Source organism: Klebsiella sp. K47 (assembly GCF_051858335.1).
Taxonomy (GTDB): domain Bacteria; phylum Pseudomonadota; class Gammaproteobacteria; order Enterobacterales; family Enterobacteriaceae; genus Klebsiella; species Klebsiella pneumoniae.
The window spans coordinates 1-220 of record NZ_JBPYUI010000472.1; the positions used below are offsets into that span (position 1 = coordinate 1).

Sequence of the window (220 nt, forward strand, 5' to 3'; positions counted from 1 at the left end):
ACTGTGGTCTCTTAAGAGGAGTATGCAGTCGTACTAAAGCGGGTGAAAGGGTGTTGATTCAGGTCTCAAGAATAATGTCGAGGAGTTGTACAAAATGAAGCGCAGATTAAAGCCCCATAATGCGCAGAATATTGTTGCTGTCTGCGTCGACTAAGATGTAGTCATTGTTGATTTTGTACCACTGCTGGTTTCTGTTTGGCTTTGGAAGATTATGGTCTTT

The 220-nt window shown here is 42.3% G+C and carries 1 protein-coding gene; it reads right to left on the reverse strand.

The features are described 5' to 3' along the window. Positions 1-106: 106 nt before the first annotated feature. Positions 107-220: RcnB family protein (locus RRF55_RS28850; protein WP_439419423.1), on the reverse strand; the 114-nt coding region annotated here is incomplete at its 5' end.